The following is a 2,984-nucleotide window of genomic DNA, read 5'->3' as shown; positions in this document are numbered from 1 at the left end:
GAGCTGGTGGCTGGAGAACACGACCGGCACCCCCTCGGCCGCCTTCTCCTTGAGCACCTGGCTCATCACGTCGACCGCGACGACGAGGTGCAGAAGCTCTCGCTCGGCAACCAGCAGCGCGTCCAGCTGGCCGCGGCGCTGGTGCACGAGCCGCGGATCCTGGTGCTCGACGAGCCGTTCTCCGGCCTCGACCCGGTCGCGGTCGACGTGATGAGCCAGGTGCTCAAGGAGAAGGCGGCCGAGGGGGTGCCGGTCGTGTTCTCCAGCCACCAGCTCGATCTGGTGGAACGGCTGTGCGACCGGGTCGGCATCGTCCGCAGTGGACAGATGGTGGCCAGGGGCACGGTCGACGAGCTGCGCGCCGGCGGTGCGCTGCGGCTGCGGGTCGACGTCCCCGAGGCCGGCGACGGGTGGGCCGACGGCCTGCCCGGGGTGAAGGTGCTCGGCCGGACGGGCGCGGTGACCGAGCTCGAGCTGGGCGAGGACGCCGACGACCAGGCCGTGCTCAAGGCGGCGCTGGCCACCGGGCCGGTCCGCGAATTCGCCCGTGAGCAGCCGTCGCTGACCGAACTGTTCCGCTCCGTCGTGAGCACCGAGGAGGTCCCCGCATGAGCACCCCGGTCCCGGACGTCCGGATGAGCCCGGCGGCCGCGGTGGGCCTGGTCGCCTCCCGCGAGATCAGCACCCGCGTGAAGTCGAAGGCCTACCGCATCAGCACCGCGGTCACGCTGCTGCTGATCGTGGTCGGCATCCTGGCGATCAAGCTGTTCTCCGGTGGCGGCGCCGACTCGAAGGTCGGCTACACCCCGGCGACCGCCGGGTTCTCGGCGCCGCTGAAGGCGACCGGCCAGGCGATCGGCGAGACCGTCGACGTCGTCCCGGTCGCCGACGAGGCCGCCGGGCGCGCCAAGCTGGCCGACGGCTCGCTCGACGCGCTGCTCACCGGCGACGGCAAGAGCGTGCACGTCCAGGTGAAGAAGGACCTCGACGGCAACCTGAAGGACGTCCTGCAGGTGCTGTCGCAGCAGGTGGCGGTCAGCCAGCAGGTGGCGGCGCTGGGCGGGGACCCGGCCCGGTTCGAGGCCGCGGTCGCCTCGGCGAAGTTCGTCGAGGACCCGCCGCTGGAGCAGCCCTACGACTACAACGGCCAGCAACTCGTGCTGGGCATCATCGCCGGCATCCTGATCTACATGTCGCTGCTGATGAACGGCCAGATCGTCGCGCAGGGCGTCGTCGAGGAGAAGACCTCGCGCGTGGTCGAGCTGCTGCTGTCGACGATCAAGCCGTGGCAGCTGATGGCGGGCAAGGTGCTCGGCATCGGGGCGGTCGGGCTGATCCAGATGGTCGTGATCGGCGTCGGCGGGGTGGTGACCGCGCTGGCCACCGACGTGCTGACGATCTCCGTCTCGGCGGCGGTGGGCACTGTCGTCTGGCTGATCGTCTGGTACCTGCTCGGGTTCTTGATGTACTCGATCGTGTTCGCCGCGCTCGGGGCGCTGGTTTCGCGCCAGGAAGACGTCGGCGGCGTGACGACGCCGGCGTTGATGTTCGTGATCGCCGGGTACGTGATCGGCATTTCGGTGCTGCCGTCGGATCCGGGCAACACGTTCGTCGAGGTGCTTTCGGTGATTCCGGTGTTCTCGCCGACGCTGATGCCGATGCGGCTGGCCATGGGCGGGGTGCCCGTTTGGGAAGCCGTGGTGTCGGTGGGGCTGGTGGTGCTGCTGATTCCGGCGTTGATCTGGTTCGCCGCGCGGATCTACCGGAACGCGGTCATGCGCACCGGCGCGAAAGTGAAACTGCGGGACGCCCTGCGCGCCGCCTGACGGTTTCCGGCCCCCGGCGCCTCGGGGGCCGGATTCGTCCGGTAGCGGTGCTTTTTGCGCCAAATGCTCGAGGCCGCCCGGCGCTTGCGGTTTACGCTGCGCCGGACGGCCTCGTCTCCCCGGTCCCCACCGGTAGAACCAGTATGGCCACGGGTGATCTTCGCGCGCCAGTCGTCTCACTCGATCGTGGGGCGCACGAGTTGCCGCCCCTGGGTACTTGATCGACGATCCGGTGCAAATCCGTGGAGGGAGTCGGTATGGGCGAGCAACTGAAGGACGGGCTCGGGCAGGCGTGGGCCATGGTGGCCACGTTCGTCCCGAAACTCGTGGGATTCCTGATCATCCTGCTGATCGGCTGGTTGATCGCGAAAGCCGTCTCGAAAGGACTGGCGCTCGTGCTCGGGAAAGCCGGTTTCGGGAAACTGGTCGAGCGGACCGGGCTGAGCGGAAAGGTCGGCCAGCAGAAGATCGACGCGACCGGGATTTTGGTCAAATTGGTCTACTACTTCATTCTGCTGATCGCGCTGCAGCTGGCGTTCGGCGTGTTCGGGCCGACCAACCCGGTGAGCCAGCTGCTCAACGACATCATCGCGTTCCTGCCGCGGATCGTGGTGGCGCTGGTGCTCGTGGTGGTGGCCGCGGCGATCGCGAAGGTGGTGCGTGACGTCGTCGCGTCCGCGCTGTCCGGCCGGGGCGCGGCCCGCCCGCTGTCGCTGGGGGCCTACTGGCTGATCATGGCGTTCGGCATCATCGCGGCCCTCGGACAGGTGAACATCGCGACGGCGATCACCGGCCCGGTGCTGATCGCGGTGCTGGCGACGATCGGCGGCGTGATCGTGGTCGGCTTCGGCGGCGGCCTGATCAAGCCGGCCCAGGACCGCTGGCGCGGCTGGATGGCGAACATGGAGCACCAGCTGGAGACCCCGGCCCAGCGCACGGGCGAGATGGGCACCGGCCCGGCCGCCCCGCGCGCGGCGGTCGGCGTGGACAGCACCCCGACCCCGCCGGTGGGCACCCCGCGCCCGCAGGTCTGATCGAAGGGGAGTGGCGCGGGCCCGGCGGACGGGGATGCCGCCGGGCCCGTCCGCGCTCGCCTCAAGCGCCCCAATGTGGCGTTCGGTGCGTTGGACGCACCCAATGTGGCGTTCGGTGCGTTGG

At 69.8% G+C, this 2,984-nt stretch carries 3 protein-coding genes; all 3 read left to right on the top strand.

The window, feature by feature from the left end:
- A partial coding sequence (locus tag ACWEVN_RS47410; RefSeq protein WP_452055650.1) for an ABC transporter ATP-binding protein occupies window positions 1-612 on the top strand: 612 nt, incomplete at its 5' end.
- A complete protein-coding gene (locus tag ACWEVN_RS47405; protein ID WP_449682824.1) occupies window positions 609-1,826 on the top strand; it encodes an ABC transporter permease in 1,218 nt (405 codons plus the stop codon). The genes ACWEVN_RS47410 and ACWEVN_RS47405, both read left to right, overlap by 4 nt.
- Window positions 1,827-2,083: 257 nt before the next feature.
- Window positions 2,084-2,860 (top strand): mechanosensitive ion channel family protein, encoded by a 777-nt coding sequence (locus ACWEVN_RS47400; protein WP_310974269.1) that lies wholly within the window; start codon window positions 2,084-2,086, stop codon window positions 2,858-2,860.
- Window positions 2,861-2,984 lie beyond the last annotated feature (124 nt).

Source organism: Amycolatopsis sp. NPDC003861, assembly GCF_053605405.1.
This window is presented reverse-complemented; position numbering and strand designations above follow the sequence as displayed.

Excerpts from the sequence above, each read along its gene's own strand:
- ACWEVN_RS47405 (WP_449682824.1), top strand. The coding sequence starts at position 609 with ATGAGCACCCCGGTCCCGGACGTCCGGATGAGCCCGGCGGCCGCGGTG.
- ACWEVN_RS47400 (WP_310974269.1), top strand. The coding sequence starts at position 2,084 with ATGGGCGAGCAACTGAAGGACGGGCTCGGGCAGGCGTGGGCCATGGTG.